Source organism: Sphingomonas humi, from assembly GCF_039536725.1.
GTDB classification, from domain to species: Bacteria; Pseudomonadota; Alphaproteobacteria; order Sphingomonadales; family Sphingomonadaceae; genus Sphingomicrobium; species Sphingomicrobium humi.
The window spans coordinates 295223-309663 of record NZ_BAAAZD010000002.1 but is presented as its reverse complement, the minus strand read 5'-3'; the positions used below and the strand labels follow the sequence as shown (position 1 = coordinate 309663).

Annotated in this window: 11 protein-coding genes and 1 pseudogene; all 12 read left to right on the top strand. The window is 64.6% G+C overall.

Annotated elements, in window-relative coordinates; genetic code table 11:
• Positions 1–14: 14 nt before the first annotated feature.
• Positions 15–1013: a DeoR/GlpR family DNA-binding transcription regulator gene (locus ABD729_RS09380; RefSeq protein ID WP_344709980.1), complete on the top strand. Its 999-nt coding sequence runs from the start codon at positions 15–17 to the stop codon at positions 1011–1013.
• A gap of 46 nt (positions 1014–1059) precedes the next feature.
• The gene (locus ABD729_RS09375) at positions 1060–2040 is read left to right on the top strand and encodes a sugar phosphate isomerase/epimerase family protein (RefSeq protein WP_344709979.1); all 981 of its coding nucleotides are present in this window, start codon (positions 1060–1062) and stop codon (positions 2038–2040) included.
• Between the two features lie 34 nt (positions 2041–2074).
• Positions 2075–3214 carry an FMN-dependent L-lactate dehydrogenase LldD gene (gene lldD / locus ABD729_RS09370; RefSeq protein WP_344709978.1) on the top strand — a complete coding sequence of 380 codons (1140 nt, stop codon included), beginning with the start codon at positions 2075–2077 and terminating at the stop codon, positions 3212–3214.
• On the top strand, positions 3211–3975 hold the full coding sequence (gene lra1 / locus ABD729_RS09365; RefSeq protein WP_344709977.1) for an L-rhamnose 1-dehydrogenase Lra1: 765 nt from the start codon (positions 3211–3213) through the stop codon (positions 3973–3975). Before lldD ends, lra1 begins: the two co-directional genes overlap by 4 nt.
• A 19-nt stretch (positions 3976–3994) precedes the next feature.
• Complete coding sequence (locus ABD729_RS09360) at positions 3995–5476, top strand: FAD-linked oxidase C-terminal domain-containing protein (RefSeq protein WP_344709976.1); 1482 nt, start codon at positions 3995–3997, stop codon at positions 5474–5476.
• Positions 5477–5478: 2 nt separating this feature from the next.
• Entirely contained in the window at positions 5479–6606 is a 1128-nt protein-coding gene (gene glcE / locus ABD729_RS09355) for a glycolate oxidase subunit GlcE (protein ID WP_344709975.1), read from the top strand.
• A 2-nt stretch (positions 6607–6608) separates the two neighbouring features.
• On the top strand, positions 6609–7919 hold the full coding sequence (glcF, locus tag ABD729_RS09350) for a glycolate oxidase subunit GlcF (protein WP_344709974.1): 1311 nt from the start codon (positions 6609–6611) through the stop codon (positions 7917–7919).
• Positions 7920–7997: 78 nt separating this feature from the next.
• Complete coding sequence (rhmD, locus tag ABD729_RS09345) at positions 7998–9185, top strand: L-rhamnonate dehydratase (protein ID WP_344709973.1); 1188 nt, start codon at positions 7998–8000, stop codon at positions 9183–9185.
• 8 nt (positions 9186–9193) lie between these two features.
• Complete coding sequence (locus ABD729_RS09340; protein ID WP_344709972.1) at positions 9194–10051, top strand: fumarylacetoacetate hydrolase family protein; 858 nt, start codon at positions 9194–9196, stop codon at positions 10049–10051.
• A complete protein-coding gene (locus tag ABD729_RS09335; RefSeq protein WP_344709971.1) occupies positions 10048–10797 on the top strand; it encodes an SDR family NAD(P)-dependent oxidoreductase in 750 nt (249 codons plus the stop codon). Before ABD729_RS09340 ends, ABD729_RS09335 begins: the two co-directional genes overlap by 4 nt.
• The gene (locus tag ABD729_RS09330) at positions 10798–11709 is read left to right on the top strand and encodes an amidohydrolase family protein (RefSeq protein ID WP_344709970.1); all 912 of its coding nucleotides are present in this window, start codon (positions 10798–10800) and stop codon (positions 11707–11709) included.
• Positions 11709–14440, top strand: a pseudogene (locus tag ABD729_RS09325) (family 78 glycoside hydrolase catalytic domain); the annotation flags it as partial. The gene ABD729_RS09330 and the pseudogene ABD729_RS09325, both read left to right, overlap by 1 nt.
• Position 14441 lies beyond the last annotated feature (1 nt).

Sequence of the window (14441 nt, the reverse complement as noted above, 5' to 3'; positions counted from 1 at the left end):
GCCTCTCTCCCAACGTGATTGATAACAGCAGCCGAAAGGAAGACAAGGCAAAAACTTGCGATTATCTTTGTTTCGAGACGACGATCTTGCGCAAATTGACAGCGACGGAAAACAACATCTACCAATACCACACCCGCCTCGTGCGAGCCGGGAGACTGCGGGAGCAAATGCACGTGCGAGCTTCAAATTCCTTGGCCAAAACCGGGGAAATGCAGCCCACGACACAGGGACGGGTGCGCAAGCAGGCCCGGTTGCTCGGCGAAGCGCGGCGCAGCAAGATTCTCGACTGGCTGCAGGAGGAAGGCAGTGCCCGGGTCCGGGTGCTGGCCGAAGCCTTCGGCGTTTCCGAAGTGACCATGCGCCAGGACCTCGAGAAGCTCGAGGCTGACGGCCATATCGTGCGTGAGCATGGGGGCGCCTTCCTCAAGTCCGTGACGCAGCAAGTCCGCTCGATGGCGCTGCAACACCTCGAGAATATGGAAGCCAAGCAGCGAATCGGCCGCGCCGCAGCCAAGTTAACCGGCGACGGCGAAACAATAATTCTGGATTCGGGCTCGACCACCACGGAACTGGCTGCGAACCTGCTTGGCAAACGCGACATGACGGTGATCACGAATGCGCTCAATATCGCGCTGATGCTGGGGGCGGAACCGGGGTTCGAGGTTCACATGACGGGCGGTCATTTCAAGGCCCCCACCCTTTCGCTGTCCGGCGAGCGTTCCGCCGATTACTTCAAGGGTTTGTTCGCACAAAAACTGTTTCTCGCGACCGCTGCACTCGACCTCGAAGCGGGCCTTACCTACCCCGCCCTGTCGGACATTCCGGTCAAGCGGGCGATGATCGATGCCGCGCAAAAGGTCATCCTGGTCGCGGATTCGAGCAAGATAGGTGCCCGCTCTTTCACCTCGCTCGGCAATCTGGAACTCGTCCACGTGCTAGTCACCGACGAGGGCATCCGCGACGAGGATCGCGCCGCCATCGAAGCTATTGGCGTTGAAGTGGTAATCGCGTAGGCGCTGCAAACGAAACTATTCGAAACTCGAAGGCGAGGACTGGGAAGTGGGCAAGCAACGCTACGGCGCCGGCATCTGGCATTTCGCTACCTACGTCGATCGCTACGCAACCGATGGATATGGCGCGCCGCGCTCGCTGATCGAGATGATCGACCTCGCGGGCCAGGTCGAAGACCTGTCGGTGGTCGACATCAATTACCCTTTTCCCGGCGGAGAGACATCGCTCGAGAAGATCGGCGAAGCGCTCGATCGCAACGGGCTTGAGGTGATCGGCATCACGCCAGAAATCTACACCCGCCAATTCGCCAAGGGTGCCTTCACCAACCCCGATCCGGGCATCCGCCGGCTTGCCAATGAAATGGTCAACGACGCCGCGAACATGGTGCGCCATTTCAACGCCAGCTATGTCAAATTGTGGCCCGGCCAGGATGGCTGGGACTACCCCTTCCAGGTCGACCACAAGAAGCTGTGGCAACATAGCGTCGAGGGCATTGCCGAACTGGCCTTGCAGAACCCCGACCTCAAGTTCGTGATCGAGTATAAGCCGCGTGAACCGCGCGTGCACATGAGCTACGACAGCGTTGCGCGCACCCTGCTCGGAATCGAGAAGATGAACGTGCCCAACGTCGGCATCCTGCTCGATTTCGGCCACTCACTGTATGGTGGCGAGAGCCCGGCAGACGCCGCCCAGCTCGCGATCGATCACGGCCGCCTGTTCGGCATGGACGTGAACGATAATTTCCGGAGCTGGGACGACGACCTCATCGCCGGCTCGGTCCACCCGATCGAGCTGTTCGAGTTCTTCTACACCTTGCGCAAGAACAAGTGGGAAGGCGTGTGGCAGCTCGACCAATTCCCGTTCCGTGAAGACTCGGTTGAAACCGCCAACTCCGCCATCGGCTTCCTCAAGGCGGTGGAGCGTGCGCTCGACAAACTCGACTTCGACGCGATGCAGGCCGCGCAGGATCGCCATGACGCCGTGGCCGCGATGAACCTTGCGCGGCAGGCGCTGTTCACCTCCTACTGATGCAAGGCGACGATCGGGAACGGCCAGGCTTCGCATGATCATCTCCTCGGCCGCCGACTTCCGTGAGGCTGCGCGCAAACGCCTTCCGCGCTTCCTGTTCGATTATGCGGACGGCGGTTCCTATGCCGAAGCGACGATGCGGCAGAACGTCGAGGACCTGTCGGCAATCGCCCTGCGCCAGCGCGTGCTGCGCGACGTCGCCACGATCGACCTCAGCACATCGCTTTTCGGGCGGGAAATCGCGCTTCCGGTCGCGCTCGGTCCGGTCGGCATCAGCGGGATGTATGCGCGTCGCGGCGAACTCCAGGCTGCCCGGGCAGCACGCGCGGCAGATATCCCGATGTGCCTCTCGACCGTGTCGATCTGCGACCTCGAGGATGTCGCGCGGGCGGCGGACCCATTCTGGTTTCAGCTCTACGTGATCCGCGACCGCGCGTTCATGCAGGACCTGATCCGGCGCGCCAAAGTAGCGGGCGCCAAGGTGCTCGTGTTCACCGTAGACATGCCCGTGCCAGGCGCCAGGTATCGCGATGCACACTCCGGAATGTCGGGGCCCGGAGCTTCCGTTCGACGGATCATGCAGGCCCTCGGCAAGCCCGCCTGGTCATGGGACGTCGGCCTCCACGGCCGGCCCCACACTCTCGGCAATCTCAAGCCCGTCCTCGGCAACAAGAGCGGCCTGAACGATTACATGGGCTGGCTCGGCACCAACTTCGACCCTACCATCCAGTGGCGCGATCTCGAGTGGATCCGGGCCGAGTGGGACGGTCCGCTCGTCCTCAAGGGCATCCTCGATCCTGACGATGCGCGCGAGGCCGCGGCAATCGGCGCGGACGGCATCGTCGTGTCGAACCATGGCGGCCGCCAGCTCGACGGCGTTCTCTCCAGCGCAAGGGCACTGCCGGCGATCGCCGAGACGGTCGGCGACCAGCTGACCATTCTGGCCGACGGCGGGATTCGCAGCGGCCTCGATGTCGTGCGGATGCTTGCGCTGGGTGCGCATGGGGTCCTGCTCGGCCGCGCCTGGCTCTACGCGCTTGCGGCTCAGGGCGAAGCGGGCGTCGCCAAGCTGCTCGACCTCATCCGGCGCGAGATGCACGTGGCCATGACCCTGACGGGCGTGAACCGCATCGACGCCATCGATCGCACCATCCTTGCGGAGACACCAAGATGAAGCTGCTCCAAGGCAAGACCGTCCTCATCACCGGTGGATCGACCGGGATCGGACGGGCAGCTGCGATCGGCGCTGCCCGGCACGGAGCGGATGTCGCCATCAACTACGTGTCGAGCGACGATAAGGCGCATTCCTGCATCGCCGAGATCGAGGCCCTGGGACAGCGCGGACTGGCCGTGAAGGGCGACGTCGCCTTGCCGGAGACCGCATCGGACTTCGTATCGCGGGCGGTCGAGGCTTTCGGCCGCGTCGACGTCATGGTTTCGAACGCCGGCATCTGCCCGTTCCATTCTTTCCTCGACATGCCGGTGGAGACGGTCGAGCGGACCTTCCGCGTCAACCTGCATGGCGCCTATTTCATGGTTCAGGCGGCGGCCAACCAGATGGTCAAACAGGGTAGCGGCGGCGCGATCGTTGCCGTTTCATCCATCTCGGCGCTGGTGGGGGGCGAGTTTCAGACGCACTACACGCCGACCAAGGCGGGCGTGCATTCGCTCATGCAATCTGCCGCCATCGCGCTCGGAAAGCACGGCATCCGCTGCAACTCGGTCCTGCCGGGCACCATACTGACCGAGATCAACAAGGACGACCTCGCGGATGCGGAGAAGCGACGCTACATGGAGGAACGCACCCCGCTCGGTCGCCTGGGTCAACCCGAAGACCTTGCCGGTCCGATCGTCTTCCTTGCATCGGACATGGCCGCCTATGTCACGGGTGCAGCGCTGCTCGTCGATGGCGGCATGTTCGTGAACCTGCAGTAGACCCGCGATGAGTATGTGCATGCCCGAACCGGATGCGGCGGTTCTCGAACGCCGCGCCGAAATCGTCGCTGCGATGCGCGCGATCGTTCCCGGCGAAGGCGTGATCGATCATGTCGACAGTCTCCGTCCGTACGAGTGCGACGCCCTCACCGCTTACCGCCAAATACCGCTGGTCGTGGTGCTGCCCGATACCGTCGAGCAGGTCGCCGCCGTGCTGCGCTGGTGCCACGCCAATCACGTGAAGGTCGTGCCGCGGGGTGCGGGCACGTCGCTGTCTGGAGGCGCACTGCCACTGGCCGATTGTGTTCTTCTGGCAATGGCGCGCTTCAATCGCATCCTCGATATCGACTATGCGGATCGCGTCGCAGTGGTGCAGCCGGGCGTTACCAATCTCGGCATCACCCGCGCGGTCGAGGATGCCGGCTTCTACTATGCCCCCGACCCATCCAGCCAGATCGCCTGCACCATCGGTGGCAATGTGGCGGAGAATAGCGGCGGCGTGCATTGCCTGAAATATGGCCTGACCACCAACAACGTGCTGGGCGTCGAACTGGTCACGATCGAGGGCGACATCGTCCGCCTCGGTGGCCGTACGCTCGAACCGGCGGGGCTGGATCTGCTCGGGGTCATCGTCGGGTCGGAGGGACTGCTCGGGGTCGTCACCGAAGTTACCGTTCGCATCCTTCCGCGGCCAGAAACTGCACGGGCGCTCCTGATCGGTTTTGCGACGGTGGAGGGCGCTGGACAATGCGTCGCCGACGTCATTGCGGCCGGCATCATCCCGGCAGGCATGGAGATGATGGACAAGCCCGCGGTCCATGCCGCCGAGGCGTTCGTCCAGGTCGGCTACCCGCTGGACGTCGACGCGCTGCTGATCGTCGAGCTCGACGGTCCGGCGACGGAGTGCAGCCACCTGCTCGAGGAGGTGGAAAGCATTGCACGCGCCAATGGCGCGGTGTCGGTGCGCGCGTCGGTCGACGAGCAGGAACGGGTTGCCTTCTGGGCGGGACGCAAGGCGGCCTTTCCTGCCGCCGGCCGGATTTCTCCCGACTATCTCTGCATGGACGGGACCATTCCGCGCCGCCGCCTGCCTGACGTGCTCACCCGGATGCGCGCGTTCTCCGCGCAGTACGACCTGGGCGTCATCAATGTCTTTCATGCCGGGGACGGCAACCTTCATCCGCTCATCCTTTACGACGCAAATGAGCCGGGGCAGCTCGAGCGGGCTGAGGCCTTTGGGGCCGATATCCTGCGGCTGTGCGTCGAAGTCGGCGGCGTACTCACGGGCGAACATGGCGTGGGGGTCGAGAAACGCGATCTCATGCCGGCGATGTTCAGCGAAACCGACCTTGCCTATCAGGAGCGCCTGAAGTCGGCCTTCGATCCGGGCCTGCTGCTCAATGCAGGCAAGATGTTCCCGCTCCTGCACCGTTGCGCTGAGCTTGGGCGGATGCATGTGCATGGCGGAGCGGTCCCCTTCCCCGACCTGCCGCGCTTCTGACCATGGCCGGCCTGGTCCGTCCCGACAGCGTGGATGCTCTCTGCGGCGTGATCCGCGATGCGGGCGAGAGCGGCAGCAAACTCCGCCTTCGGGGCGGGGGCAGCAAAGATCCGATCGGTGCACCGACCCCGGATGCGGTGACAGTGGACATGACCGCCTTTGCTGGTGTGATCGACTATGATCCGCCCGAGCTTGTGCTGACGGTCGGTGCCGGCACACCGTTGGCCGATGTGCTGGCGCTCGTCGCTGGGCAAAGGCAAATGCTCGCTTTTGATCCCTTCGATCATGGCCCGATACTGGGGACTCAGGCGCAGGCCACGATCGGTGGAGTCATCGCCGCGGGCGTTTCCGGTCCCTCGCGCTTGAGCCGCGGCGCGGTGCGCGACCATCTGCTCGGCTTCACCGCCGTCTCGGGGCGTGGTGAGCGCTTCGTGGCGGGCGCCAAGGTCGTTAAGAACGTCACCGGATTTGACCTTCCCAAGCTCCTCGCCGGCAGCTGGGGGCGGATCGCCGCACTGACCGAAGTGACGCTCAAGGTACTTCCCGCGCCCGAGGTCCGGCGGACCCTCGTCGTGCGCGGTCTCGACACGGCGAGCGCCGTCGCCGCGATGAGCAGGGCGCTCGGCTCCCCCGCCGAAGTCTCGGCAGCCGCGCACCTGCCGGAGGGCCTTGGGGGACCGCTTACCCTCCTTCGGCTCGATGGTTTCGCTCCCTCGGTGGAGGCCCGCGCCAAGCTGCTCGGCACGCTCATCACCGGCCTTGAGGAGCGCGAAGACGAACCGGACCCCTGGGCGGGCATTGCGACAGCGGATCCGTTGCCCCGCGACCTGCCGTTGTGGCGGCTTGCCGTACCCGCTTCGAAGGCGCCCGCACTGATCGAGCGGCTGGCCGGCCAGTGGCTGTGCGACTGGGGCGGCGCCCTGGTCTGGCTGGCGAGCGACGCCGCGCCGAGCGTCATCCGCGCCGTGGCGGAAGAAGTGGGCGGACATGCCATGCTGGTCCGTGCCGATGGGGAGATGCGCGCCGGCACGCCAGCTCTCCATCCGCAGCCCGGCGGGATCGTGCGGCTGGAAGAGCGCGTGCGCCGCGCTTTCGATCCGTCCGGCGTTTTCGAGACAGGCCGCTTTTAGTCATGCAAACGAATTTCTCCGACGCGCAGCGCGATGACCCGGCCATCGCTTCGTCCGAAAGCGTCATCCGCAAGTGCGTCCACTGCGGTTTCTGCACCGCCACCTGCCCGACCTACGTGCTGCTCGGCGACGAACTCGACGGCCCTCGGGGCCGAATCTACCTGATGAAGGACATGCTCGAGAACGAGCGAGTTCCAAGCGCGGAGACGGTCAAGCACATCGACCGCTGCCTGTCCTGCCTGTCTTGCATGACGACCTGCCCGTCTGGCGTGAACTACATGCACCTTGTCGACCATGCGCGGGCCTACATCGAGGACAAGTACCAGCGCCCATGGCACGAGCGCGCGCTTCGCAGCATGCTCGCTTGGGTTCTTCCCCATCGCGGCCGGATGCGCGCCGCACTGAGCTTTGCGCGGTTCGGGCGCCCGTTCGCGGGACTGTTCGCCAAGTTTAACACGCTGAAACCGCTCGCCGCCATGCTTGCGCTCGCTCCCCGCACGTTGCCACCCCGCGCAAGAGCGATATCCACGAAGGTGCCGGGCGCGAAGGGCCGCATCGCCCTGCTCCAAGGCTGTGCCGAGCCGGTGCTCCGACCTGAATTTCAGGCCGCCGCAGTGCGGCTTCTCAATCGCGCGGGATACGACGTGCTTTTCGCCAAGGACGAGGGCTGCTGCGGCGCGTTGGTGCACCACATGGGCCGGGAGGAAGCTGCGCTCGACCATGCTCGCCGCAACGTGGATGCCTGGACCCGGCTGCTAGACGAGGGCGGCCTGCAGGCGATCGTCGTGACCGCTTCCGGGTGCGGTACGGCGATCAAGAACTACGGCTTCATGCTGCGCAGCGATCCCGCCTATGCGGAAAAGGCGGCGCGGGTCTCGAGCCTTGCGCGCGACATCAGCGAAGTCCTGATGGATGCCGAACTGCCTCTCGGCGATGGCCGGGGCCTGACCGTCGCCTACCATCCTGCCTGCTCACTCCAGCACGGGCAGCAGATCAAGGACACACCGAAGCGCCTGCTGGCCGCCGCGGGATTTGTCGTCCGCACACCGATCGACGCGCACCTGTGCTGCGGTTCTGCCGGCACCTACAACATCCTTCAGCCAGACATCGCTTCCGAGCTTGGCAACCGCAAGGCGGCCAATCTGGGAAGACTCGACGCGGACGTCATCGCCACGGGGAATATTGGCTGTGCGATGCAGATTGGGGCGCGAAGCACGACCCCGGTGGTTCACACCGTCGAACTGCTCGACTGGGCTACCGGTGGCCCTGTCCCCCCACAGCTAACTGGCCTTGCCAGCAACATCGACCGTTGACTTCAAAAGTCATATTATACAAGCCATAGCACGCGCATCGATCCTCGGTGCGGCCACGGTTTCGGGACGCAATTCGCCATGGGGCTGCCGAAGATCAAGCATGTCCGGGCGTTCACCGTGCGCGGCGGTGGCGCCGATTATCACGACCAGGGCGAAGGGCACTGGATCGACGACCACATCGCCACCCCGATGGCCCGGTACCCCGAATATCGCGCCTCCCGGCAGAGCTTTGGGATCAACGTCCTTGGCACCCTGGTCGTCGAACTCGAGGCTGACGACGGGACCATCGGTTTTGCGGTCACCACCGGCGGCGAGCCGGCGGCGTTCATCGTCGAACGGCATCTCAGTCGCTTTCTGGTCGGACGAAGCCCGGCCGAATATGAAAAAATCTGGGACCAGATGTACTTTTCGACCCAGTTTTACGGGCGAAAGGGTCTGGTCGTGAACGCCATCTCCGGCGTTGACCTGGCCTTGTGGGACTTGCTTGGCAAACTACGCGGCGAGCCCGTTTACCACATGCTTGGCGGCGCCGTGCGCGACGAATTGCAGTTCTACGCTACCGGCGCGCGCCCCGACGTGGCCAAGGAGCTTGGCTTCATCGGCGGCAAGCTCCCGCTCCATCACGGACCGGCGGAGGGCCTCGAAGGGCTGGAGAAGAATATCGCCCTGCTCGCCGACATGCGGGCGAAGTGCGGAGACGACTTCTGGCTCATGTACGACTGCTGGATGAGTCTCGACATCGATTATGCGACCCGGCTCGCCCATCGCGCATGGGACGAATGCGGCCTCAAGTGGATCGAGGAGGCGCTCAGCCCCGACGACTATTGGGGCTACGCGCAGCTCAAGAAGAACGCGCCGCCGGGCCTGCTCGTGACGACGGGTGAGCATGAGGCGACGCGCTGGGGTTTCCGAATGCTGATGGACATGGAGTGCTGTGACATCATCCAGCCTGACGTGGGCTGGTGCGGCGGCGTCACCGAGCTGCTCAAGATCGCCAATTATGCCGACAGCCGCGGCGTGCTGATGATCCCCCACGGTTCTTCGGTGTACAGCTACCACTTCGTCATCACCCGCCACAACTCGCCTTTTGCCGAGTTCCTGATGATGCACCCGGGTCCGACCGAAGTGGTCCCCATGTTCGCGCCCCAGCTACTCGGCGAGCCCGTGCCAGTGAATGGCCGCATCCGAGTGAGCGAACTCGACATGCCAGGCTTCGGCGTCGAGCTCAATCGCGACATCGCGCTTCACCGCCCCTATCCGAACTGAGGAATCCAATGAAGCTCTGCCGCTATGGCCCGCCGGGCGCCGAGAAGCCCGGCCTGATCGATGCCGAGGGACGGATCCGCGATCTCTCGTCCCAGGTCGGAGACATCGGTCCTGCCCAGCTCGGCAAGGCTGGCCTGGCGCAGCTCGCCGCGATCGACCCCGCTTCACTCCCGCTGGTCGAAAATGACGTACGCTATGGCCCGTGTGTCACTGGCACGCGCCAGTTTGTCGCCATCGGGCTGAACTTCGTCGATCATGCGCATGAATCGAATCTTCCCATCCCGGACGAGCCGGTCGTCTTTCAGAAATGGGTAAGCTGCATCCACGGTCCCAATGATCCTGTGGTGATCCCGAAGGACTCCAAGAAAACCGACTGGGAAGTCGAACTCGGGGTTGTCATCGGGGAGGCGGCCAACAATGTTTCGGAAGCCGACGCGCTAGATCATGTCGCGGGCTATTGCGTGGTAAACGACGTGTCGGAACGCCATTGGCAGACCGAGCGCGGGATGACCTGGGACAAGGGCAAGGGATTTCCGACCTTCGGCCCGATCGGCCCCTGGCTCGTCACCAGGGACGAGGTCGGTGACGTGCAAAGCCTCGGCATGTGGCTGTCGGTCAACGGCAAGAAGGTCCAGGACGGCAATACGAAGACGATGATCTTCAACGTGCAGCAGATCGTCGCCTACCTCTCGCAAATCATGACCCTGCTTCCAGGTGACGTCATCACCACCGGAACACCGCCGGGCGTTGGCCTCGGCCAGAAGCCGGCGCCCTGGTATCTCAAGCCGGGCGACGTGGTCGAGCTCGGCATCGAGAAGCTTGGACAACAACGCCAGCAATTCGTCGCGTGGGAGGCAGGCAAGTGAGCGTCTATCAGGGCCGTTTCACCGGCCGGACCGCGATCATCACCGGAGGGGCTTCGGGGCTCGGCAAGACGGTCGCGAAACGGATCGTCGCTGAAGGCGGGATGGTCGCCTTGTGGGACCTCAACCCCGAAACGCTTGCTTCGGCCAAGGCCGAGGTAGGCGCGAGAGACGTCCAGTCACTCGACGTCTCCGATCCCGCAGCGGTCGAAGCCGCGGCCAAGGCCAGCGCTGAAGCGCTCGGCAAGGTCGACATCCTGGTCTGTTCGGCTGGCATAACCGGCGCGACGGTGCCGGTGCACGAATTCCCGATCGACAGCTGGCAACGCGTGATCGACATCAATCTGAATGGGCTATTCTACTGCAATCGGGCGGTCGTGCCGCATCTGCTGGCGAACGGCTATGGCCGGATCGTCAACATCGCGTCGGTCGCCGGCAAGGAAGGCAACCCCAACGCAAGCGCTTATTCCGCTTCGAAGGCAGGTGTGATTGGGCTCACCAAGAGCCTCGGCAAGGAACTGGCCGAGAAAAACGTGATCGTGAATGCCCTGACGCCGGCGACATTCGAGAGCCCGATCCTGGAGCAGCTCCCGAAAAGCCAGGTTGATTACATGCGCTCGAAGATCCCGATGGGACGGCTGGGCGAGGTGTCGGAATCCGCCGCGATGGTGTGCTTCATGGCGAGCGAGGAGTGCAGCTTCACCACGGCATCGACCTTCGATACCTCGGGCGGGCGGACCACCTTCTAGGTGCCGGCGCGGCCGCCCTTCGTCGATCCGCACGTTCACCTGTGGGATCTGGAGCACGTCCGCTACCCGTGGCTTGCGCCGCCCTTCACCGATGACGGCCCGAACGGCAGCGTCGAGGCGATCGCACGCGATTATCTGCTCGACGACTATCTCGCAGATGCCGGCGAGTGGGATGTCCGCGGCATCGTCCACATCGACGCGGGCGCGCACGCCGACGATGCGTTGCGCGAGACGGAATGGCTGCAAAAGATGGCCGATGCGCGCGGCATGCCGAACGGCATCGTCGCCTTCGCCGCGCTGGACAGCCCGAACCTGCGCCGACTGCTCGAAGAGCATGCGGCACACGCCAACGTTCGCGGCATCCGCCATATCGTCAACTGGCATCCGGACCCCAAACGCACTTATTCCGCTTCCGACATCACGATTTCGAACAAGTGGATGAATGGCTTCGGGCTGCTGCGGGAGTTCGGAATGTCCTTCGACCTTCAGGCCTACCCGGGGCAGCTGCCACACCTCGCCTCGCTCGTCGCGTCCCACCACGACACGCAGGTCATCGTCGATCACGCCGGCATGGCCATCCCGCACGATCCGGAAGGTATGGAGCAGTGGCGGCGGGGCCTGAAGGCGCTTGCCGATCTGCCGAACGTCGCGGTCAAGATTTCCGGCATGGGTTTCAGCTATCGTCCGTGGGAGCTTGAGCAGGTCCGCCCCTACGTGCTGGAAACGATCGACCTGTTCGGAACCGACCGGGCGATGTTCGCCAGCAATTTCCCGACCGACAAGTTGTTCGGCAGTTTCGAAACGCACCTCGGCGCCTATGACGTGATCACCGCCGACTTCAGCGCGGAGGAACGCGCCGCACTGTTCGGCGGCAACGCCAACCGCATCTACCGCCTGGGCCTGACGCTCTGATGCTGCGCGTTCACGACCTGCGGGCCGAATATACGACCGAACTGCTCGGCACGGAGGTCCGCAACCCTCGGCTGTCATGGCGGATTGAAAGCGACGAACCGGGTTTCCACCAAAGCGCCTATCGCATCCGCGCGACCGACGACGCCGCGTTCGAGGGCGATTTGCTGTGGGACAGCGGCCCCGTCTCGAGCAATGCGAGCTTCGATGTAACCTACGGTGGGCCGGCCCTCCATTCGATGCAGCGCGTCTGGTGGACCGTGGAAGTGGCCTCAGATGCGGGTGCAACCGCCCTTTCCGCCCCAAGCTGGTTCGAGGCCGGATTGCTCACGCCCAGCGACTGGCATGGCGAGTGGCTCGAAGCAGAGGATGCGTTTGCCGCGGCGGATCGCGCCGCCAACCTCCAATGGATCTGGAGTGATGTGGCCCTCGACGATCGGCCACATGCCTTCCGCCTCGACTTCGATGCTCCAGACGATCTGGTGCGCGCCGAAGTACTGGTCGCGGGCAAGGACCATCTTCGCGGAGTATGGATCAACGCCATCAAGGCGCCACTCGACCAGCAATTCGGCTGGGACACCTACCTTCCCTTCTGGGGGACGCTTGAGCCCTATGCCGGCGAGATCAGGCCGGGTCGTAATAGCATTTGCGCGCTAGTCGAAGCGGACACGAGCGGCTTCTTCCCGGTCGACGGCGGCGCATTTGCCGCCCTGATCCGGCTCCACCGGGCGGACGGCAGCATCGATCGCCTCGTCAGCGGACCCAGTTGGCGCATCGGGCGCGATCCAGCGCCGGACTGGACGGAAATTGCCTTCGATGCCGCCGAATGGCCGCGCGCGGTGCCGAGCGGGGCGAACGTGCACAACGACCCGCGCCCCAGCGAACCCGCGATGCTTCTGCGGACGGAGTTCGAGGTGGCCAAGCCTGTCACCCGTGCCCGGCTCTATGCGACGGCGCTTGGTGCCTACGAGGCGCGGATCAACGGGCACCTTGTGTCCGATGCCATTCTCGCGCCCGAGATCAGCGTCGCGGCGGACCATGTCCTCTACCAAAGCTACGACGTGACGGGGTTGATTGCGAGCGGCGCCAATGCGCTTGCAGCGATGGTCGGCGACGGCTTCTACGCAAGCCCGTTTGGCTGGCGGGACGAACGCTACGGCTTCGGACCCGCTCCCCGCCGCTTCCGGGCGCAGCTGCTAATTGATTACGCGGACGGTTCGGGTGAATGGGTAACGACCGGTCCGGGCTGGCGCCTTGCCCCCGCCGCGGTGACCAAGTCCGAGATCTATGACGGCGAGAGCTACGATGCCCGGCTGGAGCAGCCAGGCTGGGACAGTCCGGGCTTCGATGCGTCGAACTGGTCCGACGCGAAGGTCGGGGCCGCCCCAGGTGCTTGCCTGGTCGGGCAGACGTCGCCGGCGCTGAAGCGCACCGCCACGCTGCGCGCCATTGCCATCACCGAGCCGGCGCCCGGCGCCTTCGTTCTCGACTTCGGGCAGAACTTCTCAGGCTGGGTGCGCGTCAGGGCCACGGGCGCTGCGGGCACGACCATCAGGCTTCGCTTCGCCGAACTTCTCTACCCCGACGGAACCGTCGATCAATCCAACCTGCGCCTAGCCGCCGCAACCGACACATTCACGCTGGCCGGCAATGGGGCGGAGGTGTTCGAACCGCACTTCACGTATCACGGCTTCCGCTACGTCGAGGTGACCGGTTCCCCGGGATCGCCAGGCCTCGACGATGTTGAGGGCATTGTAGTCCACAGCGCCTGCCGTGAGACTGGCTCGATCGACTTCAAGGACGCCCCGCTGCTGCAGACCATCTGGCAGAACGCCTTGTGGAGCCAGCGATCGAACTTTTTTGCCGTGCCAACCGACTGTCCGCAGCGCGATGAGCGGATGGGTTGGCTGGGTGACATTCAGGTGTTCCTCGACGCGGCCGCCTTCAACATGGAGGTCGATCCGTTCATCCGCCGCTTCCTGCTGGAAGTCCGGGCGGCGCAACGGCCGGACGGCGCCTATCCGATCGTCGTTCCCCAGCCGCTGTCCTTCCCCGACGTGGTGACTGCCGGATGGAGCGAGGCGGGCATCATCCTCCCCTGGCAGCTATGGCAACGCTACGGCGACACCGCCGTCATCGAGGAAAATTGGGCGGCGATGGAAGCCTGGATGACGTTCGTCGCCCGCGCAACCCGGATCATGTCTGGCGCCTCGACCGCGGCCTCGACCTTGGCGACTGGCTATCGGTCGACGCGGTCAAGCCAGATGACGAGACCACTCCCAGGATCCTCTGCGCCACTGCCTACTGGGCGTGGTGCGCAAGCTTGATGGCCGAAATGGCTGGCGCCACCGGCCGCCGTGCAGAAGCCCAACGCTACGGCGCGTTGCGAGACCGCATCGGCGAAGCCTACGCCGAAGAATTCGTGGCATCGGACGGCACATGCGGCAATGGCAGCCAGACTAGCCAGGTGCTCTCGCTCTTCATGGACCTTGTGCCGCATGACCGCCGCGACGGCGCCGCACGGGTACTGGCCGACGACATCCGCCGCCGCGACATGCGCCTGTCGACCGGCTTCCTCGGCACCCCCTACATCCTCGACGTCCTGGCTGACGCAGGCCGGATGGACGAACTTTCGGGCCTGCTGCTCCAAACCGAATTTCCGAGCTGGGGCTATATGCCGAGCCGTGGCGCCACGACCATGTGGGAGCGGTGGAACGGCGACACCGGCGACCTGT